Origin of the sequence: Paraburkholderia sp. RHO2, assembly GCF_050955445.1 — a bacterium.
GTDB classification, from domain to species: domain Bacteria; phylum Actinomycetota; class Actinomycetes; order Mycobacteriales; family Mycobacteriaceae; genus Prescottella; species Prescottella agglutinans_A.
In genome coordinates this window covers 182,151-203,992 of record NZ_CP162618.1, presented here as the reverse complement: position 1 = coordinate 203,992, position 21,842 = coordinate 182,151, and the positions used below count along the sequence as shown (strand labels likewise).

Genomic DNA, 21,842 nt, shown 5'->3' with positions numbered 1-21,842 from the left:
GCTCGTCACGGTGCTGGGTACCGCCGGTGGCGTGCTCAGTTACTGGCTCGGCTCCGTTCTCCCGGGATTGCGACAAGTCGCCTGGCTTCGTCGATGCGCCATGGCCAACGCACATGACACGTCCCGGCCGGTAGCCGGTCACCTGGTCGGCCGTGGCCGAAGATCGAGACCCGCTCTCGGCGCTCGGCACGGTCCTGCATGCCGATTCCGGTCCGCGAGGGGCAGGGGCTCGTAGTCTTAGGTCGGGGGAGAAGAGACCCCAACCCCGTCACCACTGACGGCGTCAAGACGAATCAACGGCCCGGAACCCGCCACCGTCGTCGATGCATTCAACGCCGCCGCCAGCCCGGCGAACCCCCGCCGATGCGGAGGGCCAGCTATCTGGAACCCGGCGACGATCGTGCGGACCACCTTCCACTACGCCGACGGTGCGACCGTGGTCGTGGTCCGGGCTGCCGTCGCGTCGGCGTCCTCGCAGCCGGTCAGGGCCAGCGCGGCGGCCGTGGCAGTCATAGCGACGATCAGCGCGCTGCGGGCACGACGGGTATACGGCGGGCGCGGACGGGGTGAGGCGAAAGCAAACACAGGGCGGTCCTTCAGCAGACTGAGGCCAGCATCTGTGCTCCAACCAAAAATTGGCAGTGGCGGTGCCGGCCCCGACGTCGACTCGAACTGACATGTCTCCCAGGCGTCGACCGTCACGGCGCGCATGCGGTGACGCGTGTGTCCCCGCCGTGCAGCCTCCGTCGGGTCCGAGGACCGGCATGGATGTGGTCAGCGCCTAAACCTGTGAATTCCGTGCACCACTAGTGATCGGGAGGAGGCTGGCGCCCGCTCGGTACGGGGGTTCGGTATCGCAGCAATACGAGGGGGTTGTGGTGTCACCGTTGTCGTGGCTCGCGCGTCGTGTGTCGTTCGGGTGGGGGAGTCTTCGTGCGGCCGCGGCTGTGTCGGTCGCGACGAGTGTGATGATCATCGTGACGGGCGGTGTGGTCCGAGTGACCAGCTCCGGTTTGGGCTGTCCGACGTGGCCGTCCTGCACGGGGGGAGGTTTGGCGCCCACGCCCGAGATGGGGATCCACGGCGCGATCGAGTTCGGCAACCGACTGCTAACCGGGGCGCTGTGCGTCGCGGTCGGCGCGCTGATCATCATTGCGCGGTGTCAGCGGCAGCCCGATCGTGCGGTGCTGCGGGCGGCATGGCTGCAGTTCTGGCTGATCGTGCTCACCGCGCTGGTCGGTGGTGTGACGGTGCTCGCCCCGTTGAGCCCGTATATCGCTGCAGCGCATCTCGTTTCGCGAAACTCCTGCTGACGGCCGCTGCGTGTACCTTCGAGCTTGTCGGGCGGCTGAACAGATCCGCCACTACGGCGACCGCCGATCCGGCGTTGCCAGCGCGGGCACGGTGACTGCTCGCCGCCACAGGCGCGCTCGTGGTGATCGGTACCGCGGTGACCGGATCTGGCGTCCATGCCGGTGACTCAGCGGATGTGCATCGGATGCCGTTCGACTGGACGACCATGGTCATCGTTCACGCGATCGTCGCGACGGCCACGCTTGCCGTCGCGACATCGGTGCTACTGATGGCACGCCGCGCTGGCACCGCCACGGTCGCCTCCCGTGCCGGCGTGTTTATCGCGCTGTTCCTCGCCCAGGGGCTGGTGGGCATGCTCCGGTCCGTAGGAGTTGCTCCAGAGCCCTCGTGGTCGTGCACATGCTCGGCGCTGCGCTGCGCTGATCTGGGCGGGCGCCCTACGCGTGCTGTTCGCGACCGAACCTGGCCTCGGCAGGCCCCGTGCGGGATCGCCGATGTCACCCGCGGCGGCGAGTCAAGTGTGATTGTTGCGGCGCCGGTTGAAGCACCATCCCGGTGAAACCGTCTGGCTTTGAGGACCCCGCCGCCGTACGCCCGGCACTGTGCATCGGCACCGATGCCACTCACACGCCGGACTGGTTGGTCGATGCGGCCGCTGCGTGTTCGCTTCTCTCGGCGAGATCGGCGTAAACACCCTGTACATGGAATGCGATGTGCCGCTTCGGTATTACGGACTCGACCCGTGGGTGTCATCCGAGGTGGTTGATCCGCGTCGTGGCAGCCACCTCGCCGACCTATGCACGCCACGCGATGACCGCATCGAGGACCTCGGACAGGCACTGGCTCCGCCGATCGACGGCGTGACCGAGCGGCCCGGTGATATGGGACCGGACGGAACCCCGCACAAGCGTGAGCGGCAGGCGCCGTACAGTCTTGTCACCGGTCCGCGGCGGCACGGCCGTCGCGGACCGGCATCAGCCTCGATCGGTGCTGGCTTACGACGTGACGAAATGGGTGAGCAGTGCCTGCACTTCGTAGATGCTCACTCCCTTGGAGAACTGCTTCTGGATGGGCATCGGATTGCCGGAGATCCAGATTTTCAGTTCCGCGTCGAGATCGAACGATCCGGACGTCTCGACGGAGAAGTGGGTTATCGACTTGTAGAGGACGCTGTGGTATTCGGTCTTGCGGCCGGTGATGCCCTGCTTGTCGACGAGGATCAGCCGCCGATTGGTGAAGAGGAACGAATCGCGCAACAGCTGGTATGCCGCATGGATCTGTTCACCGTGACCCAGCAACTTGCCGAACTCGCTGTTGGCGGTAGCGGGATCCATGACCCCAGCGTTGCCCATCAACCCATCCATCAATCCCACCGCGGGTCTCCTCACCTGTGTCGATTCGACGCCACATTACGCACCATCCATCCCAATCCGGCACGGCGCCCCAGCTTCGGCTCCGAGGCCAGATTTGGTGCCGATCCGGGCGCCGCCTCCACAACTGATCACGACGCACTATTGGATCGGGCCACGGCCTTTGCGTATCTCGCCGGACCGCGACGCACAATCGCAGCGCGACGTCGACGTCCTCGTTCGTCTCCTCGAGCACTTGCACGCTGGTACTCCTCCAGGTGCGAGCGTGATCGCGGTGGGGGACATGTGGTCATGACAATCGACACCTCGTTCTCTCACAGGGGGAGCGACGGGTCCTCGAGCTGCGTGACCGATGTTGACCCGGGTGAGCCAGGCTCACGTAGTGACTATGGTCTCGCGGCGCGCACGTCCGAAATGGTTCGCCAGACGACGCGGAATTCGTCTGAGTGCCAGCCTTTTCGGAGATCCTGTCCAGGCGCTGAATCAGCGGATACTGCATACACTCTGAGTACGTGTTGGTGCACATCCGACCGTTCCTTCCTCATCGCGCGGCGGGCTTCCGGTCATCCGGTTGCCGCGACTCGCAGTGCACGCGCCGGAATTGTTTCAGACACGCGCGGCGGATGATGTTTGAGAAGCGCGGAACCTTTCTGTCGCCAACGCATCTAAATCCTCGAGCGAGTCAGCCCGACCCGAAACCACGAGAGAGGAAATCTGATGGGGAACAAGATCACGCGAGGGCTCCTGCTGGCTGCCGTTGCCGCGGGGGTGACGTTCGCGGGAGTTGGCGTCGTGCAGGCTGCACCTGGCCCGTACTACTACGGCACGTGCACCCCGATCCAGGATGGCATGACGACGCTGCAGTCCGAGTCCGGTCAGGCGCCCTGCATGACCGAGAACGGTCAGCCCGGCGTGAAGAAGGTCCTGCGCAAGATCATGACCCAGGGCGGCGTCACGTCGAACTAGCCGGCACGGAACCGTGCGGTGCATCAGATGGCGTCCTGGTGCACCGTTGCAGTCGGCGCACGTATCGGTTGGTTCGGTATATGACCAGTGGACTCGAAAGGCGTGTTCTCGTTGCCCTCGGGAGTCAACCTCCCGGGACCACGGTGGTCTGGGCGCATCTCCGAGACTCGGCGCAGCAGAAGCTTCCGAAGGGGAGACTGCCGCCTCGTGGGAGCATCGAACGGTGAGAGCACAGTCGGAAGCGAATCTGGCGGGGGAGCGGGCTCGAAACCGTTCGACGGACTCGGTGTTCGAGTCCTCTCGCGAAGCGAGTACGAGCCGAGGGGTGAAGCGCGGTCGGGCACCGTCACCGCGAACCCGGTTTGGGGCGTGGTCATCGCGGCCACTGTTCGATTTTCACGTGATCCTCAGCGTCACGGCGCTGCTGGTGACGGTGGGGCTGACGATGGTGTTGTCGTCGTCGAGTGTCGAGTCCTTCGTCTCGTCGGGGTCTCCGTATGCGCGGTTCCTTCCCCAGGCGATGTACGCGGCCATCGGCATTGTCGTCTTCGTCGCGACGGTGCGCGTGATCACACGGGCGATGCGCGCCCTTGCACCATGGGTTCTCGGGATCGCCGGCGTCCTGCTGGTGCTGGTGCTCATCCCGGGGATCGGTGTCGAGCAGATGGGTGCGCGGAGCTGGTTCGTCGTCGCCGGAATCTCCTTCCAGCCATCGGAGTTCGCGAAGGTCGCGCTGGTGATCTGGTGCGCGCATCTGTTGGCGACGTATCTGTCGGCCGGTGTCGACGTGAACATCGCACTCAAACCGTTGGCGCTGGTCAGCGTGATCGTCTTGGCCCTGGTCGTGCTCGAGCGCGATCTGGGCACGATGATCACGATAGGCATCATCGTGATGTCGGTGCTGTGGTTCGGCGGATTCCAGGCGAGATACGTTGCGGCGATCACGATCGCGGGCGCCGCCGCCTCGGTCGTACTCGGACTGACTGCGGGTTACCGCTCGGACCGGATCAAGGCGTTCATGAACCCGGACATGGACCCGATGGGTTTGAACTACCAGACCATTCAAGCGAAGTACGCCCTCGCGAACGGCGGCGTCTTCGGCACCGGGCTGGGGCAGTCGGATGCGAAGTGGAGCTATCTGCCGCAGTCGCACAACGACTTCATCTTCGCGGTCATCGGCGAGGAGCTGGGGTTCCTCGGCGCGTTCCTGCTGATCGCTCTTTTCGCGGTTGTGGCGATGATCGGCATGCGGATCGCGCGGCGCTCGACCGACCCGTTCCTGCGCGTCCTCGCGGCCACCGCGACGACATGGATCGTGCTCCAGGCTTTCATCAACATCGCCTACGTCGCCGGCCTGATCCCCGTCACCGGCCTCCAGCTGCCGCTGATCTCGGCCGGCGGCACCTCGATGATCACCACGATGATGATGTTCGGCTTCATCGCCCACGCCGCGCTACGTGAACCGGAAGCGCTCGTCTCGATGAACAGCGGCGGTGGCCGCTGGATGCGAGCCGTGTTCGGCCGACCAGCGAATGCCCGTCCCTCTCGGGCAGCACCGCGTGCCCGCGGCGAGCGCGCTCCCGCCGATTCCGGGCGGACCGCACGCCAGTCACAGGAACGGCCCCGGGCACGCCAGCGCAGCGTCGATGAGAGGCAGAGCGACCAGCGGGAACGGTCGACTCGATCACGGCGGTAGCGCCAACCTGCACACCGCGGGGCGCAAATAGGGGACAGGGGGAGAACATGCAGAAGGTGACCGTGAGCCAGGACGGCTCGATCGGGCCATTCGCCGACGCCGCAGCAGCCGAGGAATGGCTCGCGGACCGGCTCGCGGGGCTGTGCACGCTCGCCGGCCAGAAGGGCACGCCCAAGGCGTGGATCGTGGCGGTCGACACCAGCGGCCACGAATGCGTATGCCCGGCCGTCTACGACAACAGCACCGACACCGTCCGCATGCACTACACGCCCACCGAGAACGACATCTTCGACGTCGCCGCGGTCGACGGGATGCTCCTGCACGCGCTCGGCCACCGCGCCCGCCGCGCCCACGCGCGAATCCTCCGCTGGCTCGGGTGGACGCTCGCGGCCGCCGGCGTGGTTTTCGCGCATGTGGCAGTCTTTCGAGACACCCACAACACATCTGACGAGAATCTCGCCCCCTCGCTACAGGTATTGCTCGGCGCCTTCGCCGTTGCGGGCGCGCTTCTTGTTGCGGCATGGACTCGGTACCACTGGACGGCGGAAACCGCGGCGGACACGTACGCGCTCGAACACGGCGGACCGCGGCCGATCCTGACGTTCCTGCGCCGCATGGTCGGCGACCCGGTCTCCGAATCGACGCTCCCTCGCGCCCGCCCGGGGCACCGCATCGCGCGCATCCAGTCCCGACTGTGGGCAGACTCCACACTTGTCACCTATGAACCCAGCCTGCCGCCGATCGCCGAACCGCCGTCCACGCAAGGGCGCCTGTGACCGACCGTCGCACCGTCATGCTGCGTGGAGTGCTGGATCTTTGCGTGCTCGCGCTGCTGGCTGAAGCGCCGCCGTTTGAGTACGCACTGGGAGGTCGGCTCGCTGAACGCGGAATCGACATCTCCGATGGCACGACCTACGCGCTAGAACTCCTGACAGGCCGATCGTGTGCACGGGATGCCCCCGGTCCGTTCTCGAATTCGGGACCTCCCTTGGCTACTCCGTGCGGCGGGCACGGTGGCCGAGAAGTCGTCCGGGCCAGGTAAATCGGCGCAGGATCGCGTGCACGGATTGAGCATGTCGACCCGATCTGATGCAGGTGGAGGCTTTCCCCCTGGGCCGGCCGGGCCTCTATTTTGTCGGCTTACGACTCAGTCGCGTTGCCCAACTCGACGTGCTCGAGCCAGATTCGCTGCGTGAAACCACCCCTGGCTGCGCGCTTCCGATCGGCCACGTCCTTCAGCTCGGCTTCCGTTATCCCGAGTTCGGCCATCAAGGCGATGGCGACTTCGAACAGGTCGGCCAACTCATGGATCCGGTTCTCTGGCGACGCGTCTTGCAGTTCCTGGGCTTCCTCCACGACCTTGGTGTGGAGTGCCGCCAGGTAGTCCGAGTCATCAACCATGTGCCGCCAGTGGGGACGGTCGCCGTTGGCGATTATCACGTCAGGAATGTTGTCTCGGACTAGCTTTGGGACTGCTGCACGGATAGGTGACATCTGATCTGTGGTGCCGAGAGGTGCCACTGGAAGGATGTGCACCGTGCCGAAGCCATTCCCCAAGGAGTTCCGCGACGACGTCGTCCGTGTGGCCCGAGGCCGTGAACCAGGCCAGCACCTGAGGCAGATCGCGGCCGACTTCGGCATCAGCGAATCCTGCCTGGCCAACTGGCTCAAGCAGGCCGATGTCGAAGACGGCATCAAGCCGGGGACGACTAATGAGGAGTCCAGGGAGAACCGCGAGCTGAAGAAGCGGATCCGGCTGCTCGAGCAGGAGAACGAGGTCCTGCGCCGGGCTGCGGCCTACCTGTCGCAGGCGAACCTGCCGGGAAAATGATCTACCCGCTCGTCCGCGAGTTGGCCGCCGACGGAATCCCTGTCGCGGTGACGTGCCGGGTGCTGAATATCGCGCGCCAACCGTACTACCGGTGGCTGGCCGCGCCGGTGACTGCTGCCGAGCGCGACGAGGCGTATCGGGCGAATGCCTTGTTCGACGCTCACCACGACGACCCGGAGTTCGGGTATCGGTTCCTCGTTGACGAGGCCGCCGACGCCGGCCAGAAGATGGCGCCGCGCACTGGGTGGCGGATCTGCTCGGAGAACAAGTGGTGGAGCTCGTTCGGCAAGAAGCGAGGCACCAAGAACGTCCGCTCGGGGCCGCCGGTCCACGACGACCTCGTCAAGCGGAACTTCACGGCTGATTCACCGAATATGTTGTGGCTCACCGATATTACCGAGCATCACACCGGCGAGGGGAAGCTCTACCTGTGTGCGATCAAGGACATGTACTCGAACCGCATCGTGGGCTACTCGATCGACTCGAGGATGAAGGCCCGTCTTGCTGTCGACGCCCTGGACTCGGCCGCCGCCCGTCGGGCTGCGGCGGGTGATCTGGTGGCCGGCTGTGTTGTGCACAGCGATCGCGGATCACAGTTCCGCTCAAGGAAATTCGTCCGCACGCTGGGCCGGCACGCGATGGCCGGATCGATGGGCAGGGTCGGCGCCTGCGGCGACAACGCGGCGATGGAATCGTTCTTCGCCCTGCTGCAGAAGAACGTCCTCGACCGCCGTCCGTGGGCGACCCGCGACGAGCTCCGGATCGCGATCGTCACGTGGATCGAACGGACCTACCACCGCCGCCGACGTCAGGCCAGGCTCGGCAAGTTGACCCCCGTCGAATACGAGACCATCATGACCACACCAGCCACTCAGGCTGCGTGACCGAATCTGTCACCCGATCGTGCAGCAGTCCCTTTCGATGGACTTCTAGCGCATCGCCGTTTTGCATCCGCTCATTCAACCATCGTTCGGGGTGCGGCTCGGCCCTCCACCTTTCGTGTTTGGGCTGGGGTTATGGGCGTGTGATGGCGATGTGGCCCTGGGTGTCGGTGATGCGGATCCCGTAGGTGTAGGTGAGTGTGACGCCTTGAGAGTCGATGGTGGCGTCGCAGAGCGCCGTTGTGGGGAAGACGAGTGGTAGTCCTCCGGTGAGGCATCGGACGTTCTCGATAGTGCCTTTGACGCCGTCTGTTGCGATGTCTGCGGTGGCTAGGGTGCGGACGGCGTTCTCGATGTCGTGGGCGGCGAGTGCCCCTGTGTCAGGGTCGGGGCGGAGTTGGACGGTAGGTGGCGGTGTGGGTGCCGGTGGGCCGTCAACGGAGACGTCGATCCGGTAACGGGGTTGGTCGGGCTCTGTATCGCCGCGTGCGGTGAGGGCGAGGGCCAGCAATAGCGCGGCGAGGCAGAGCCGGGGTCGCATGGGTCGAATCTGTCAGGCGCTGTGGCCTGCACTGATATCACCACCCGGAGAGAACGGGTTCGGGGATGCGCTGGCGGTGTTGTCGGATGTTGAGTTCGTGGGTGTTGAGCGGAGGGGCCGACATGACCGAAACGCGAAGGGGGCCTGCGAGTAACTCGCAGGCGCCCGTCAGGCTGTCGGATCAGCCGAGTCGTTCGAGGAGTCCGGCGCGCTGGTTCGAACCGAGCCCGCCCATGCGTCGGGTCTCGGAGATCCCGAGGTCGGTCATGATCTCGACGGCGGTGACCTTCCCGATCTTCGGCACCGACTCGAGGATGTAGAGGACCTTGGCGCGGCCAACAGTCTCATCGGTGCCGGCGCGGCCGAGGACCTCAGCGAAGGTCGCCTTGCCGGTCTTGAGTTCCTCGCGCAGCGCGGCTCGCGCCCGGCGGGAGGCGGCGGCCTTCTCGAGCGCCTGGGCGCGCTGTTCGGGGGTCAGGGTGGGCAGTGCCATGTATACGTCCTTCGTTCGCAGTGGCCGGAATGTCGCGCCTGGTCAGCGTCGCGTGCGCCCGTAGTACGCGCCTCCGACAGGTACGAGTGTCGTCACCAGGCGTTCATGGTGTCGAGGATCTGCGGGCGTGACTTCCACAGCTCCTCGGACCAGTACGCCCACGAGTGGGTTCCGGCGCTGGTGAAGTCGAACGTCGCCGGGATCCCGAGGGAGTTCAGCCGCAGCTGGAACGCCCGCGTGTTCGCCAGCGCCAGCGCCTCGAGGCCCATGGCGTTGGAGGTGTTGAACGAGCCGACCGAGCCGACAGGCCGGTCGAACTCGCCGATCAGACCGTTGCCCGACGAGATGTACATCGACAGTCCGCGAAGCTGCGGGGCGAACACGAACGGGTCGTTGCGCAGCCACGCCGGACTCCAGGGCGGACCCCACATCGAGTCGACGTTGTAGCCGCCCGCGTCGAGCATCGCGATCCGGATGCCTTCACGCATGCCGGGTGCGGAGATGTTCAGGTAGCCGGAGAACGAACCGGCGTACTTGAACTGGTCCCGGTGGTACGCGGCGAGAGTCAGTGCGGCCGATCCGCCCATCGACAGACCGGTGATCGCGTTGTTGGACCGCGAGACGCCGCGGGTCGCCAGGTAGGCGGGCAGGTCCTGCGTCAGGAACGTCTCCCACTTGTAGGTGACCTTCTGCCCGTTGAAGTTGCTGGGTGCGTACCAGTCCGAGTAGAAGCTGGACTGGCCGCCGACCGGCATCACCAGGGTGATGTTGTCGTCGCGGAACTGGTCGAGCGCATTCGTCTCGAACGACCACGCGTTGCGGTCGTCCCGTGCGCGGAGGCCGTCGAGCAGGTACAGCGCGGCGTTGCCGCCGCGCGCCGCCCACTGGATCTGGACCTTGATCGGACCCATCGACGAGTTGACGAACACTTCCTCGTAGCCACCGGCGGGTGCCCGGTACGCAACGGGAGCTGCCGCGGCGGTGGGCGCCGCGACGCCCAGCAGGGTGGCAGTCGACACGACAGCAGCCCCGGCGGCCAGCGCTACGCGTCGCCACCTGGTTCGAATGTTCTTCATGCTCATGGTTTCTCCTCTATCGGTGATCACACCGGGCGTCGGGACGGGTGGCCTGGGTGCCAGGTTGGGATCTGGTCGAGCGGCCGGGGGAAGTTCTCGAGGTCGGCGAGATAGGTCTCCTCGAGAGGACGGAGGCGCCAGCTCGGCTCGTTGTCGTAGTCGAAATGAAACGAGTATCTGCCGTCGACGGTCACACGCAGAGTCGCCGAGAACCACGCGCCGCGGCCACCACACTCGGCCATGACGTTCCGCAGCCGGTGCCACGCCACACCCGCCCGCTCCGCTCCGCCTACCTTCGCCGAAACGCTGCCGTCGACCTCGACAAGCCTCGCTGCCGATTCCGCGACAGACCCTGCAGAGAAGAACTCGACGATGCAGTCCTTCCCGTACTCGCGGACGACGTTGTCATAGAGCGTCTTCGCGACGTTCTTCTGCGCCTCGACTACCTGATCCATGTCTCACCCATCGAATCGAACCTCGTCTTCACGCCGTGGTGCCGTGGTCACAGGTCGTCGATGCCGGTGCGCCCGCGATCCGGTCCTCGAGGAACCGCAGCGCATCAGGCAGCCCGAGGATGGCCGCGGACAGGTGGTCCGGGCTCCACACGACCTTCGACTGGACCGGGACGCCGGCGTCGCAGTAGCGGCGCATCGTGCTGGTGATCGAATCGACCGGGATCAGCGCGTCCTGGCCAGCGTGCCACTCGAACACCGGGGCGTTCGGCACCGACGCGGTGTGCTCGACGCTGTTGTGGTCGAGGACCGCCTGCACGGGCGCCGAGCCGAGCAGGTCTGAGCTGGTGGGCCCCTCGCGCACGCTCTTGCAGGCGCGGAAGCGATGATGTCGTTCGTGCAGGCGTTCGCGATCCGGTCCCGCAGCCCGAACACCGGGTGCGGGTTCTCGCCGAGCGTGGTGGCCATCTTCCCGATGTTCAACGGTGCACCCCCGTACGCGCTGCCGACCAACCGGAGTTCGGGGGCGTAGGTCGGGGCGATCGCCGCTGCCATCGCTGTGGCCATTCCGCCGCCGGAGTAGCCCGGCCATGCCGACTGGGCTGCCCTTCAGCTCGAGCGCGGTGTGGTTCTGTGCGGCGCGGATCCCGTCGAGGGTGATCTGACCGCCGAGCCGGGCGGCGCCGTACGCGCTCGTCGGGCCCAGATGGTCCGGGATCGCCACCGACCGGCCCTTCTGCAGCGCGACGTTCAGGCCCGGTGCCTCACGGATCATCAGGTTCGGATCCGACGTGTACAGCGCCTGCGACGGCGCGCACTTGAGGCCGAGCGCATTCACGATGTGCTGGAACGACAACAGCGGCCGACCCGGGACAGCGTCACGCGGCGACAGCACAGTCGTCACCGCGACGATCGGGGCGCCCTGCGAGTTCGTCGACCGGAACTTCAGCTGCACCGCGGTGGTGTCGATGAAGCCGGCCGGGGCCGGCACGAGGCGAGATTCGATCACGTCACCCGGTGCGCGGGATGCCAGGTCACCCGGGCTGCTGTAGAAGCTGTCCGCGAGAGCTGCCGGGTAGACGACCGGGCTCGCGGTCGCCTGAGGGGCAACCGTCACGGCGACCGCAGCCGCAGCGCCCGCTGCAACGCAGATTCGCTGGACGCGGGAGGGCGTGGATGTGGGGAGCATTCCTCGTCTTTCATCGTTGGCCCAGCACGCGCTGCACCGCGCCCCGACACGGGTGCGTCACCGATGGCTGGGAGGGGCCACCTGCACGCGCAGCGCGGGGACCGAGACAGACCATGTGGTCTGTATAAACCTCCGACCGAGGCTATCAACCTTTCCGAACCGCTTCTGACGGGCCGATAGGAATGCCGGACGCGGTCCGGCTAAGTGCAGCGACACGGTATAGCCGCGGTTCTCCCGCCGGTATTTAGCGCCCACGCCACCGACGAACCTGCCAGGATTCCGGAACGCGTGTCCCGTGAGGAATACCTAGGCCGGAACGATGGAGATGAGGATGACTATTTAGAGGCCTATGACAGGGAATCCGGCTTCCTAGTACGCGAATACCGCTTGACCGGCATAGATCTTGCCGCCCTGAAGCCACTACTCAGTATCGACCTACAGGTGGTGAAGTGTTGGAGCACTTCTTCCATGATGGCGTGTAGTTCCCGTGCGCCGGTTCCTCGGGCGATCGCTTGGGATGCAATCGTGTCGAGTGCGGCGGTGGTTAAGGTGAGTGTGACGCCGTCGATGTCGAAGAGGCGGGCGTATTACTTGACGAGCGCGTTCCTCGGCTCGGTGATGCTGATGGTCTCGGCAGTCGACACGGGCCTGGCAGTCGCGACCGCGGCAGCTAGCGCGATTCCCCAGATTGCACAGGCAGTGCCTGCAGGCCGCGGAAGTTCACGCTTGGGCGCCAATGAATGTGGGCGTCCGGGTCGATCTGCATGTGCGGGAACTGCTGGAAGAGCCAGGTGACCGCGATGCGGCCTTCCAACCGTGCGAGGGGTGCTCCGATGCAATGGTGCAGCCCGTGGCCGAAGGCGATGTGGCCGCGGGCGCCCCGTTCCGGATTGAATTCGTCGGGGTGCGGGAACCGGTTCGGATCTCGGTTGGCGCTGGCCAGGGAGACGAGCACGAGGTCACCTTCCGTGATGTGCTGACCGGCAAGGGTCATGTTCTCTGCGGCGACACGCAGTGTGGTGGATTGCAGCGGCGGCTCGTAGCGGAGCGATTCCTCGATGAACGGTTCGATCGTGGGTTCGCTGCGGGCTGCCAGGCTGCAGCAACCGCCGGCTGTGTGAGGAACGTATGAATCGTGTTGCCGATCAGGTTGGTTGTGGTCTCGTGCCCGGCGACCAGGAGCAGCGCGACCGTGGCGACGATCTCCTGGAGGGTCATCCGTCCTTCGGCTCGCGCGATCGCGAGGTCGCTCAGTAGGTCGTCCTGCGGCCGGCGTGTGCGTTCACGGACGAGTGGCAGTAGAAGCCGGGCCATCGAGGAGGCCATGGCCGGCGTTCGGGACGCCGAGGATCAGTGCGTCCCGGGCGAGGGCGTAGTCGGTCACGAGCCACCCGGTGAGGCCGTTGCCACTGCTGAAACGGTGAACGGCGCCGTCTACCCGCAGATTTGCGTAGGCACTCCACGGGTCTTCGAACAACTCGGCCCCGAACTCGACATGTGTGCTCATAGGCCTTCCATCATTCATTGAGACCCGCAACTTTGCTCCCCAACAGGCGTGCCTGGAGCCGCGGTCAGTCGACCACGCGCAATCGCGGTCGTCGTCGCGCAGGCCTCGAGCTCGGGTGGCGGGCCTGCGCCGCCCTCATCGCGGCACAGTGATCCGACACCCGTTGTGAGGGGAAATCCAGGAGACTACCGAGTGGTTCAGCGTCGTCCGCTCCGTGCTCGGGCCTGCCTGCGCCCGCCGCGATCGCTCGCTTTGTGTCCGTTAGGTCCATTTGTCCGAAGCTAAGCCCGGCGCACGGCAGGGGCGGTAGCCACGCCACTTAGAACGAGGAATTCACCCTGGGCTTCGCCCCCGCTCACTCGGCTTGGCCGTGGCACCGAAAGCCTCGCCCGATCCACCGCGCCGATCGACGCTGCGCCGCCCGCGGCTGCCAGCGCAGCCTCGCACTGTGGGCGGTGTGAATCTGGTGGGATCAGGTGCGGGCCGTAGGTTTTCGACAGTGGATGGGCGGTGACCAGAGAATCGCCGGTGACAACGCGCCTTGCGGGCCCTCTACCTGCAAAGTCGTGGCGAGTTGCCTCGCGAACTTCCCGGGCTCTGCGCTCTGGACGTGCGATCCGCCGCGCACGTCGAGGACCTGCCGATATCACGAACGCCGATTGGAACAGACTCCTCGAGGCCGTCGACTCGCCAGCCCCGTACGTGAGCATCCTCGCAACGAACCTTCGAGGCGAGATGAACGATCGATCGAGGAGATCGACGCGGGACGGCGGCGTGTACCGCGTGGCCCTGAGCAACTTCTTGCCAACCGCGCTCAGCCCCGGTCATCCGCGGATGACCGGGGCGGACTGCCGTTCGCGGGGCCCGGCGCAGGCGCTGCTCATCCTGGACGCCGAAATCTGCGTGCAGGCCGATCTCGGTGTCGGCTACTATCTCGGTGCCTCATGGAGTAGATCAGCGGTAGATCACCCGGCTCCTAACCGGGAGGGCGCGGGTTCGAATCCTGCCTCCATGTCCAATCCTGGTGTAGCTCAGTGGCAGAGCACCCGGCTCCAGACCGGGAGGGCGCGAGTTCGACCCTCGCCGCCAGGTCCACATTCGTATCTCTCGGGAGGGTCGTTGTCTGATCAGGCGTTTCGGGACGGCCCGTCGCAGTACGCGACAGGGCAGCTGACGCGTGCGCTCGAGATCGCGGTACGTGCGGGCGACAGTACTGCGCGTGCCCGAGCACAGCAGAAGGCACAGCGGTGGCAGGGTGTCCTGGACGGCATGGCGACTGGGCACATCAGAGTCGGCAGCCGCACACCTGTCGCAGATCTGCCCGCCTGGGTGACTCTCGAAGTGGCGCACGGCGGTTTCGCTACCGGCCGCGCGTTGTCCGAAGCGCCGCTGAGTGCAGCCGAAGCCGAGTTGCTTACCCGGTTGCCGCGGGAGTTGCCGGGCGACACGGACCGGGAACGGCTGAATCTGTGGTACCTCGGTGATACCGGTCAGGCCGAACTGCTGAAGTTGATCACCGGCGGTCGCTACCGGATCGAGGTACCAGAGGACGCGGCGCTGGCCATCGTCGCTCTTCTGTTGCGCCGAGGTCTCATGGAGCAGGCCCTCGACTTGATCGCCGACCTGCGGCCGTTCATGGCGCGGTTGCGCTTCACCCCCGCCGCCGACGCCGCAGCCCGCCCGACAGGCGTGCTGGTGCGGGTGACGTCGGTGGGTGAGGTCGCGGCAGCACTGCGAGCGGTCTCCACACCGGAACAACTGACACTCATGCGCACCACCGTCGATGTGTGGACGCCGTTGTACGACCGCTTGGTGGAGCTGTGGTGCGCGACCGTCGGCGGCGACCTGCCGCGGCTGGACGACTCGGGCACGGTCCGGGGCGGCTGGCCCTGCCGTATCTGGCCCGCGCGGTGGGATTACGAACGCGCGTGCTGGCTCAACGATTTCACCCGCGCCCGTCGTGACCACGAGTTTCGCGGACGGCACGCGCACCGCAAGAGCAACTTCGTGCGGCTGTATGAAGCCCTGCTCGGGTGCGGTGCCGCCGGTGCCGGCCTGACTGCCCGACAGGTCGGATGGGTCCGCCGTGCACTCGCCAACACGATCACCCGCCGCGGTGAGCCCGGCGGCTCCGGACGCGAAGCCGTACGCATTGCACAGGCCGAGTGCCTGTCCGCACCGTTGTTCGCAGATCTCGCAACAGTGTTGGCGACCCGGTTGGACCGCTATCCCGCCGACGGCGGACTGCCATCCCTCGACACGGTCACTGCGCCGATCACGGCTGCCGAGGAAGCGATCGTCCGACCAGCAACCGACCGCCCCACTGTTCCCGTGGGTTCGACGATGCCGCAGCACCTGCAGGACAAGGCGATGCGTGCTCTGGAGGCACCCGCTGACGAGCTGATCCGGCGCGGAATCATCGGCTCGGGTGAGATGCTGGCAGCTGTCCTTCCCCAGCTCACCTCGCGGGTACTGTCCGCCGACATCACCGAACCGGATGTCGCGGAACTCTTCGAACAGCTCTACACCGCGTTCCGAAGGCGGCGCAGCCTGCTGCTGGTCGATCTGCAGCACCAGGTCCGGTTCGAGGAATTGCCGTGGGTCGCAGCGCTGAATCCTCTGCGCGACCGCCGCAACGCCACGGCACAGGCCAGCGCTGCCCGCGCCCTCCTGCGGCAGGTAACCATGTTGGCGATCGAGTCCTTCCCGCATGCTGTGCTTCCGAATCCACTCGTGCGTGAGTTCCACGCACTCGCACAGCGGGCGGGACTGGATCTGCCCCTGGTCGAGGAAGTCGCCGCTGACATCTTCATGGGCACCTTCACCGAGAAGTGGCGAGCCGCCGCCATCACCGCGAGCCGAACCTTGGATGGCACGTTGTATCAGGCGTACTACGACCTGCCCGCAATGTCGGCATGGGATGTGCACAGACGCAGCATCACTCGATGGAACAAGGCCACCGCGCTCGATTTCACCGAGCTGTGCAAGCAGCGCGCCACCGAGGCCGGGACGAACGGCAGCTACGTCGCCCGCAACGGGGCGGTGCTCGAGCAGAGCCAGATTCTCACCACGCACAATCTGGCTGCGCTGGTCGACGCGCTCGATCTCGACCGCCGACTGCGCGACATCGCGCCGGAAGCGGCGCAGCGGGCCTTCGACTGGACGCTGCAGAGACTGAGCCGCCCGGCCCACGGCCACGCCGCCCTCATCCAGGTGAAGAACGCCGCCTACGCCTGGCGACAGGCCATCTTCCTGCTGAGCTACTGCGATATGGCTACCCAGCGCGCCCAACTGCGTCGGTTGTCCGAGCAGGCCACCACGCCCCAGATCGCGTCCGCCGTCGCCGGGCTCGCCCACATCCTCGACGGCGGCCGTTTCACCCCGGCCGGCTCCGTCTCCGACGGTGGCGGCCGCCGATTCCTTGGATGGGCTGCTGGACGCCACTGGTACTTCGGATGAGTCAGGTTCCGAGCCTGCCGTCAGATCTTGTTCGCTAGCTTGGCGAGATCAGCTGCGAAGAAGGTGGCCGGTTCGACGCACAGAAGTGCAAGGAACGCAGTGCGAGGTCCTCGGGACCGCGGTCGGGGACCTGGAGTCGTTCGAGTTCTGACGAATTCGTCAACAGCGGGCACCTCGGGGCGGCGGCGCGCGGCGACAGCACGGTGGTCACCGCGACGATCGGGTCGCCCTACCAGTTCGTCGACCGGAACTTGATCTGCAGTGCGGTGGTGTTGATGAAGCCGGACGGTGCAGGCATCGCCCGGGAGTAGAGCACGTCACCCGGCTTGCGGGACGCCAGTTCGCCCGGGCTGCTGTAAAAGCCGCCCGCGAGAGCTGCAGGGTAGACCACTGGACTCGCAGCCGACTGTGGGGTAACCGTCAGGGCAAACCCGTGGTCGAGCCTGCTCGTCCACGTAACCTGCCTGGGTCCGATCCAGTCCGCCGGCGCCCCGAGCACGAGCTGCAGGTACCAATCGCGGTGACGGCGCTGCAGCGAGGCTCACTCCGCGTTCGGCAGCAGCACGCCGTGGCCGTACTCGCGGCGGTGTAGATCATGCGGTACCAGACGGTCGAGTCGCTGTCGTCACGGAGCAGGATCGACTGTCGACTAACGACGTCATGAGGTCAACGATGTCGTCGTACACCGCATCTTCGGAGAGGATGCCTGACCGCCTCGAGCTCGAAGCTGCGCGCGAATACTGTCACGTGCGTCCACAACCGCTGTTCCTGTGGGTGCACGAGTTGTAGCTCCAGTCGACGCTCCATATGAGGGCCTGCTGCCGGTCGGGCGCGTTTCGGTTGCCGTGCGTCACCAGCCGAAATCGCGTATCGAGGCGCTGAAGGATGTGATCGACCGACATCGCTCTGAGGCGAGCGGCGGCCATCGTCGTCGACCGGTGACGACGTGCCGTGGTGACAGTGTTCGGCGCCAGACATGAAGAACCAGCCAACAGGGGCCGCGCCGCCTATTGTCGACATGGAACGACGTGACCGGAATGGGAGAACGATGGCGATCGACAGCGGCGACTTGGACAGTGGCACGCAAGCCCCTCCAGAGCCGCTAGCAGTTAGCGAGTTCACCTTCTTCGCCGCCGAGCCAGCGCTGACTGGTCCCCGATCATTTGCTGAGATTCTCGGCCTGCGACCTGACTACACCGTCGCCGAGGTCGAGTGTCTACTCGTGGATGGCGTCGGAACACTGCTCGACGGTCTTCACTCAGTCACAAAACCAACGACCTTCGCAGCGACTCGAGTCACGGACAACGGTCAACCAAAGACGGTCACGTTGGTCGTAGCTCCGTCGCGTCTGAATACGTCGAACGTCGAGGGGTTCGTTGTCGACTACGCCGGTGACCGGGACCGCCACCCGGAGATCGGTGACTACGTCTCAACGATGAAGGGAAGCAACGCCATGCAGCCGATGGCAAAGCTAGTTGGCTTGCTGACTCAAACCTACGGCGTCGACGACATCACTGCATTCTGCATTCTCAGCTACCAAGCAAACCACGTTCGACTCTGATTAGCATGGATGTCTGGAAGCGGCGACGTAGCATCCGAGAATGACAGACACCGCCGCCCGTGCTTTCGCTGACGTCGACCGTGACGAACAAGGAGCGGGTTTCGCCCGCCACTATCTCGACGCGGCCGACGGGTCAGCGCAGGCACTGCATGTTCGCGGCCGGGTCCGGTCCAAACTAGGTGTGGTCGGCACGCGCGGACTCGATGTGGGGTGTGGTTCCGGATTCGTTGTCGATCAGCTCGCTCGCGAGGGATTCGACGTCCTCGGAGTGGACAAGAGCACCGAGCTGATCGTGGTGGCCCGCGGCCGGTACCCACTGCGGCGCTTCGAAGCCGCGGATGCTGTGTTCCTGCCGTTCGCAGATTCCTCGTTCGACTGGTATCGATCCGAGCGGATGTTCCTTCACCTTGAAGATCCTGCGCAGGCCCTTGTAGAGGCGCGCCGGGTATTGAAACCAGCTGGCACCATCGTCCTTGCCGATACCGACTTCGGGTCACTCATGGCTGGCAGCCAGAACAATCCCTTGGACGAGACCATGTTCGCTGCCTTGGCCGACGCTCTTCCGAACGGTCGAGCTGGAGCGCTCCACAGTTCATGGCTGTCCGCGGCTGGCTTCGGCGAAATCACCACCGAAACAGAATCACTGGACTTCGACGACTTCGAGCTCGCCCGGACCTTGTTCCTGGCTCCTGCCGCGGAGGCGGCGGTCAAGTCCGAGCGAATCGATCCCGACCGCGCGTCAGCCTGGATCCAGGATATGCGTGCCTTCGACAGAGAAGGCAGATTTCAGTTGCGATGCAACTTCATGGTCACTTCGGCGATCAGTATCTCCAGAGTGGGGTGACTGGGAAAATCAGCGAGCGCGATGTCAGCGCACCCACCGCGCCGAAGTGCTGGCGGCGTTGGCGGAGACAGTCGCCCTCCGCCGGCGCCAACTGTCCACCGCCAATTGGCGCCTTAAGGCATCGCCAGGCATCGACGTCCCGCCCCAGTCCGCTGTCATGCGATCCTTCCAGACCCGGCTTAACTCACCACTCGGCGCCGGACGAGCCTATTACCGACTGGCACTGTAGGTAGAGAGCATGCTCATGCTCTGTGGGACGCCATTCGTCCCTCAGAACGGAGTGGGCGAAGACGTCTACAAGTCGTCCGTCGAGCTCAAGCCAGCCGCGTAGCAGCCCCTCTTCCGTCATGCCCACTGCTTGAAATAGCACTGTGCCCGCTACATTCTCGTGATGCCGCAACGCCCATACGCGCCGGACACCGGGGAGAGCGAATGCAAATGCAATGGCAGCGCGACTCGCTTCGAGCCCGTACCCGGTGCGCGTGTACTGCGGATCGATCACCATATCGCTGATAGTGGCGCGGTGGGGAAGCGGCTCTCGTGTGACAGTGACCATTCCGACTGGGTCGGGACGGTCCGTTATCCGGATGGCGAACGTGAATGACATCTGGTCGGGACCAATCCTCGTGCCGACTCGGGCTGCCAACTGGTCACGAATATCCTCGGAGGTTGCCGTCCGCAGCGCCAAGTACGCGCCTACCCCTGGACTCAACAGCACCTCGCTGAGTGCATCAACATCGGCGTGCGACAGCAATCGCAATACCAGCTGAGGCGTTCTCAATTCGAGGCGAGCCGCAGCTTGCAAGTCGACAGTCACGGCGACTCCTCCTCCGAATCGGTTACGCCTATACAAGCAGCGAATCATACGGCGGCGCATCGAATTCAGCCGCCGATTACGACACTTGCAAGTCCATCGGTAGATCCACGATGCCGTGCCAGGCCAGTTCGAACTGGTCCTGCGCTGCGCCGTGCCGGCCCTTTCAGATCTGCCGTTGATCTCGCCGGCGGTTGCCATCCCGATCTGCCGTCGACCGCGTGAGCGCAGTGCGATGCGAGCGCGATGTCGGCGTCTTCCTCGACCGAGCCGGATTCCTTGAGTTAGGCGATGCGAGCGGGGAAAGTGACACCGCCGCGTTGGCTGGTGAGCCCGCTCGGGACGCGGCGCAGACACCGACAGTGAAGTGGCCCGCATCCGAAATCAATGATTCCAGAAGGCCGTTGCCGCGACGCGTGGCAGCTTGTTCGCGTTGACAGCGAGTGGTCGACGACGATGCTGGCGTGGACGGACGGCTTCACCGAGCACGTCGGCGACCCCGCGGGTTCGGACCTGACACCGGAGCCTCGGCCGACGCGCCGCGCTAGGTGCCTAACGTCGGGTCATGACCGCTACTGCCCGACGACGCAACCGGCTCCGTGCCGCCGGGCGCACGTACCAAGAAAGCGCGTTGCCGGCGACGGACGAGCAGGGAGTGTTGTGCGATGTCGTCGGTGTTCGGTGTTCGGTGTTCGGTGGTCGGTGAGTGGTGGGCTGAGGACCGGCTGACTACCTTGCTGGCGATGTTGGTGGCGAAGGGCCGTTGAGCGGTGTCCGCGGGGTCCCCCGGCGAGAGAGCGCGGCGCTGGTCGGCGGTGTCGGATTCGGATTTGTCGGCGTCGCGGACGGCATCTATGAGATCACCCAAACCGGCATCTGCCGACGCGCCGGGGTGCCCACACCGTCGTCTCTGGGTACCCTTCCGCTTGGCGAGCCACCCGGCATCGGTGCCTGCGGCGTAGCCGGTTGCACCGCTGCTTCCTTCCCCGCAGCCCGGGCCGCCATGCGGGTCGTCGCCTGAGCGGCGCCTTATACGGCGCACACACCGGCACCTCTCGCTGGCGCGGCCAAGAGTTGAGCGCCGTTGACATCCTTGAGCTCAAGGACCTGCCGCCAGATCGCCTCCAACGCGGACGCCACCTCCGTGTCGAGCTCAGCTTCCGACTCCGCGCGGAGGTGTTCTCCGATCCACTTCGGAAGGACGCCGGCGACTGCTTGGCAGCAGATTCTTGGTGGCGCGCCGCACCCCGATCCTGCTGCCGCCGGAGAGGATCGGGGCTTTCGTGCGAAGCGAGAGCCCGGGGGAGCGGTTGCGGATGATCAGTCGGCAGTGCGTCCGCGCTGCGTCCAGGGTCCAGGCGGTCGGCGTGGCGCCGACGCGGATCGCACCGGTGTCGTGTCGCCGTCGAGGAGCGGGGCGCGCAGTGGCGACGTCGTCCCCTCGTGGAAGGCGTGCCCTCACTGGCGATCCACTTTCCCGGCATCCCGGCACTGTTGGCCCCACAACCTGCGCCGTTGCCGGCACGGGCCGTCAGGCCACCATCGCGCCCGGCGCAGGGGCGACAATGCGGTGTTCTTGTCGAGTTGCGGTGCCGGTGTGAGGGACAGCTATGTGTTCACCGCAGGTTGACCAGCAATGCGGCGACCAGTACGCACGCGAGCGTGAAACCGGTGATCGCCGCTGCCGCGGCGATGTTGAAACCAGCGATCAGCGCGAAGGTGCCGGGAACGAACACTACGACTGCGATGCACGTCAGCCATGAGAGCGTCAGGACCAGGGTCTTCGCGCTACGTGGTCGGCGCTGCCGTCGATGTCCTTCCGCCATGTCACCCCCGTGAGACTGTGAA

General features: G+C 65.7%; 20 protein-coding genes, 2 tRNA genes and 2 pseudogenes. 10 read left to right on the top strand and 14 right to left on the bottom strand.

The features are described from left to right. The first annotated feature begins 809 nt into the window (after positions 1-809). Positions 810-1,313, top strand: a complete 504-nt coding sequence (locus ABTV10_RS26060; RefSeq protein ID WP_499035776.1) for a COX15/CtaA family protein — start codon at positions 810-812, stop codon at positions 1,311-1,313. 996 nt (positions 1,314-2,309) lie between these two features. On the opposite strand, the gene ABTV10_RS26055 is transcribed toward ABTV10_RS26060, so the two are convergent. After that, on the bottom strand, positions 2,310-2,678 hold the full coding sequence (locus ABTV10_RS26055; RefSeq protein ID WP_499035916.1) for a PH domain-containing protein: 369 nt from the start codon (positions 2,676-2,678) through the stop codon (positions 2,310-2,312). Positions 2,679-3,401: 723 nt separating this feature from the next. Here ABTV10_RS26055 and ABTV10_RS26050 point away from each other — a divergent pair. The 3 genes from ABTV10_RS26050 to ABTV10_RS26040 all read left to right on the top strand — a co-directional run bounded on the left by ABTV10_RS26050 (position 3,402) and on the right by ABTV10_RS26040 (position 6,122). Continuing rightward, positions 3,402-3,650, top strand: coding sequence for a hypothetical protein (locus ABTV10_RS26050; RefSeq protein WP_499035775.1), 249 nt, complete (start codon positions 3,402-3,404; stop codon positions 3,648-3,650). 400 nt (positions 3,651-4,050) lie between these two features. Continuing rightward, a complete protein-coding gene (gene ftsW / locus ABTV10_RS26045; protein ID WP_499035774.1) occupies positions 4,051-5,346 on the top strand; it encodes a putative lipid II flippase FtsW in 1,296 nt (431 codons plus the stop codon). A gap of 47 nt (positions 5,347-5,393) precedes the next feature. Then, the gene (locus ABTV10_RS26040; RefSeq protein WP_499035773.1) at positions 5,394-6,122 is read left to right on the top strand and encodes a hypothetical protein; all 729 of its coding nucleotides are present in this window, start codon (positions 5,394-5,396) and stop codon (positions 6,120-6,122) included. A 364-nt stretch (positions 6,123-6,486) separates the two neighbouring features. On the opposite strand, the gene ABTV10_RS26035 is transcribed toward ABTV10_RS26040, so the two are convergent. Beyond that, a complete protein-coding gene (locus tag ABTV10_RS26035) occupies positions 6,487-6,786 on the bottom strand; it encodes a pyrophosphohydrolase domain-containing protein (protein ID WP_499035772.1) in 300 nt (99 codons plus the stop codon). A 97-nt stretch (positions 6,787-6,883) separates the two neighbouring features. Here ABTV10_RS26035 and ABTV10_RS26030 point away from each other — a divergent pair. Then, positions 6,884-8,061 (top strand): IS3 family transposase gene (locus ABTV10_RS26030; RefSeq protein WP_499028023.1). Its coding sequence is split into 2 segments (ribosomal slippage): positions 6,884-7,168 and positions 7,171-8,061, totalling 1,176 coding nucleotides; the frame shifts between segments, so codons are not numbered across the junction. 130 nt (positions 8,062-8,191) lie between these two features. Here ABTV10_RS26030 and ABTV10_RS26025 read toward each other — a convergent pair. The 9 genes and pseudogenes from ABTV10_RS26025 to ABTV10_RS25985 form a co-directional block, all read right to left on the bottom strand. Then, positions 8,192-8,599 carry a hypothetical protein gene (locus tag ABTV10_RS26025; protein WP_499035771.1) on the bottom strand — a complete coding sequence of 136 codons (408 nt, stop codon included), beginning with the start codon at positions 8,597-8,599 and terminating at the stop codon, positions 8,192-8,194. A 181-nt stretch (positions 8,600-8,780) separates the two neighbouring features. Continuing rightward, positions 8,781-9,092: an integration host factor, actinobacterial type gene (gene mihF, locus ABTV10_RS26020; protein ID WP_499035769.1), complete on the bottom strand. Its 312-nt coding sequence runs from the start codon at positions 9,090-9,092 to the stop codon at positions 8,781-8,783. Positions 9,093-9,184: 92 nt separating this feature from the next. After that, positions 9,185-10,174 carry an alpha/beta hydrolase gene (locus ABTV10_RS26015; protein WP_499035768.1) on the bottom strand — a complete coding sequence of 330 codons (990 nt, stop codon included), beginning with the start codon at positions 10,172-10,174 and terminating at the stop codon, positions 9,185-9,187. A 20-nt stretch (positions 10,175-10,194) separates the two neighbouring features. After that, positions 10,195-10,623 (bottom strand): hypothetical protein, encoded by a 429-nt coding sequence (locus ABTV10_RS26010; RefSeq protein ID WP_499035767.1) that lies wholly within the window; start codon positions 10,621-10,623, stop codon positions 10,195-10,197. A gap of 28 nt (positions 10,624-10,651) precedes the next feature. Further along, a pseudogene (locus ABTV10_RS26005) lies at positions 10,652-11,809 on the bottom strand (lipase family protein). 455 nt (positions 11,810-12,264) lie between these two features. After that, positions 12,265-12,429 (bottom strand): annotated as a pseudogene (locus ABTV10_RS26000) (ClpB D2-like domain containing protein); the annotation flags it as partial. 50 nt (positions 12,430-12,479) lie between these two features. Beyond that, positions 12,480-12,869, bottom strand: coding sequence for a cytochrome P450 (locus ABTV10_RS25995; protein WP_499035914.1), 390 nt, complete (start codon positions 12,867-12,869; stop codon positions 12,480-12,482). Continuing rightward, positions 12,800-13,123 carry a cytochrome P450 gene (locus tag ABTV10_RS25990; RefSeq protein WP_499035912.1) on the bottom strand — a complete coding sequence of 108 codons (324 nt, stop codon included), beginning with the start codon at positions 13,121-13,123 and terminating at the stop codon, positions 12,800-12,802. Before ABTV10_RS25990 ends, ABTV10_RS25995 begins: the two co-directional genes overlap by 70 nt. Then, entirely contained in the window at positions 13,092-13,316 is a 225-nt protein-coding gene (locus ABTV10_RS25985; protein WP_499035766.1) for a hypothetical protein, read from the bottom strand. The genes ABTV10_RS25990 and ABTV10_RS25985 overlap by 32 nt, the downstream gene beginning before the upstream one ends. A 943-nt stretch (positions 13,317-14,259) precedes the next feature. On the opposite strand from ABTV10_RS25985, the gene ABTV10_RS25980 reads away from it, so the two are divergent. From ABTV10_RS25980 to ABTV10_RS25970, 3 genes are all read left to right on the top strand, one after another. Continuing rightward, positions 14,260-14,334 (top strand) — tRNA-Arg (locus ABTV10_RS25980). Between the two features lie 2 nt (positions 14,335-14,336). Further along, positions 14,337-14,411, top strand: a tRNA-Trp gene (locus tag ABTV10_RS25975). A 24-nt stretch (positions 14,412-14,435) separates the two neighbouring features. Beyond that, entirely contained in the window at positions 14,436-16,775 is a 2,340-nt protein-coding gene (locus ABTV10_RS25970; RefSeq protein WP_499035765.1) for a hypothetical protein, read from the top strand. A 229-nt stretch (positions 16,776-17,004) separates the two neighbouring features. Here ABTV10_RS25970 and ABTV10_RS25965 read toward each other — a convergent pair whose 3' ends face one another. Then, positions 17,005-17,166 (bottom strand): hypothetical protein, encoded by a 162-nt coding sequence (locus ABTV10_RS25965; RefSeq protein ID WP_499035764.1) that lies wholly within the window; start codon positions 17,164-17,166, stop codon positions 17,005-17,007. A 657-nt stretch (positions 17,167-17,823) separates the two neighbouring features. Between ABTV10_RS25965 and ABTV10_RS25960 the strand changes: the two genes are divergently transcribed. Next, on the top strand, positions 17,824-18,336 hold the full coding sequence (locus tag ABTV10_RS25960; RefSeq protein WP_499035762.1) for a hypothetical protein: 513 nt from the start codon (positions 17,824-17,826) through the stop codon (positions 18,334-18,336). Between the two features lie 40 nt (positions 18,337-18,376). After that, complete coding sequence (locus ABTV10_RS25955) at positions 18,377-19,180, top strand: methyltransferase domain-containing protein (protein ID WP_499035760.1); 804 nt, start codon at positions 18,377-18,379, stop codon at positions 19,178-19,180. Between the two features lie 184 nt (positions 19,181-19,364). On the opposite strand, the gene ABTV10_RS25950 is transcribed toward ABTV10_RS25955, so the two are convergent. Both ABTV10_RS25950 and ABTV10_RS25945 read right to left on the bottom strand, forming a co-directional pair. Beyond that, positions 19,365-19,997, bottom strand: a complete 633-nt coding sequence (locus tag ABTV10_RS25950) for a GNAT family N-acetyltransferase (protein ID WP_499035758.1) — start codon at positions 19,995-19,997, stop codon at positions 19,365-19,367. 1,613 nt (positions 19,998-21,610) lie between these two features. Next, positions 21,611-21,820, bottom strand: a complete 210-nt coding sequence (locus tag ABTV10_RS25945) for a hypothetical protein (protein ID WP_499035757.1) — start codon at positions 21,818-21,820, stop codon at positions 21,611-21,613. Positions 21,821-21,842 lie beyond the last annotated feature (22 nt).

What these genes read in the sequence shown, in the direction of transcription:
- ABTV10_RS26055 (WP_499035916.1), bottom strand. Translation starts at nt 2,678, where the DNA reads ATGGATGGGTTGATGGGCAACGCTGGGGTCATGGATCCCGCTACCGCC.
- ABTV10_RS26050 (WP_499035775.1), top strand. Translation starts at nt 3,402, where the DNA reads ATGGGGAACAAGATCACGCGAGGGCTCCTGCTGGCTGCCGTTGCCGCG.
- ABTV10_RS26040 (WP_499035773.1), top strand. Translation starts at nt 5,394, where the DNA reads ATGCAGAAGGTGACCGTGAGCCAGGACGGCTCGATCGGGCCATTCGCC.
- ABTV10_RS26025 (WP_499035771.1), bottom strand. Translation starts at nt 8,599, where the DNA reads ATGCGACCCCGGCTCTGCCTCGCCGCGCTATTGCTGGCCCTCGCCCTC.
- mihF (WP_499035769.1), bottom strand. Translation starts at nt 9,092, where the DNA reads ATGGCACTGCCCACCCTGACCCCCGAACAGCGCGCCCAGGCGCTCGAG.
- ABTV10_RS26015 (WP_499035768.1), bottom strand. Translation starts at nt 10,174, where the DNA reads ATGAGCATGAAGAACATTCGAACCAGGTGGCGACGCGTAGCGCTGGCC.
- ABTV10_RS26010 (WP_499035767.1), bottom strand. Translation starts at nt 10,623, where the DNA reads ATGGATCAGGTAGTCGAGGCGCAGAAGAACGTCGCGAAGACGCTCTAT.
- ABTV10_RS25990 (WP_499035912.1), bottom strand. Translation starts at nt 13,123, where the DNA reads ATGGCCCGGCTTCTACTGCCACTCGTCCGTGAACGCACACGCCGGCCG.
- ABTV10_RS25985 (WP_499035766.1), bottom strand. Translation starts at nt 13,316, where the DNA reads ATGAGCACACATGTCGAGTTCGGGGCCGAGTTGTTCGAAGACCCGTGG.
- ABTV10_RS25960 (WP_499035762.1), top strand. Translation starts at nt 17,824, where the DNA reads ATGGCGATCGACAGCGGCGACTTGGACAGTGGCACGCAAGCCCCTCCA.
- ABTV10_RS25955 (WP_499035760.1), top strand. Translation starts at nt 18,377, where the DNA reads ATGACAGACACCGCCGCCCGTGCTTTCGCTGACGTCGACCGTGACGAA.
- ABTV10_RS25945 (WP_499035757.1), bottom strand. Translation starts at nt 21,820, where the DNA reads ATGGCGGAAGGACATCGACGGCAGCGCCGACCACGTAGCGCGAAGACC.